1 protein-coding gene is annotated in these 254 nt (G+C 36.6%); it reads left to right on the top strand.

Annotated elements, in window-relative coordinates; translation table 11 throughout:
- Positions 1–254, top strand: a 254-nt coding sequence (locus tag AAEY62_RS23525) for a GDP-mannose 4,6-dehydratase (protein ID WP_350636874.1), incomplete at both ends; no start/stop codon positions are given.

Raw genomic sequence — 254 nt, 5'->3', positions numbered from 1 at the left:
GTAGTAACGGAAGGTCAGGTAGGTGAAACATATAATATCGGTGGTCATAATGAAAAGCAGAACATTGAGGTAGTGCAAAATATTTGCAGTATTTTAGATGAGTTAGTGCCCAAAGAGTATAATTATTCAGAACAAATAACATTTGTAACTGACCGCCCTGGCCATGACCGCCGATATGCAATAGATGCATCAAAAATAAGTAAAGAATTAAACTGGGAACCGATTGAAACCTTTGAAACAGGGCTATATAAAAC

The sequence above is a fragment of the Pseudoalteromonas sp. GW168-MNA-CIBAN-0100 genome (genome assembly GCF_040309225.1).
In the GTDB taxonomy this organism is placed as follows: domain Bacteria; phylum Pseudomonadota; class Gammaproteobacteria; order Enterobacterales; family Alteromonadaceae; genus Pseudoalteromonas; species Pseudoalteromonas arctica.
Note: the sequence above shows the minus strand (reverse complement) of the source record. Positions and strands in the feature narration are given on the sequence as shown.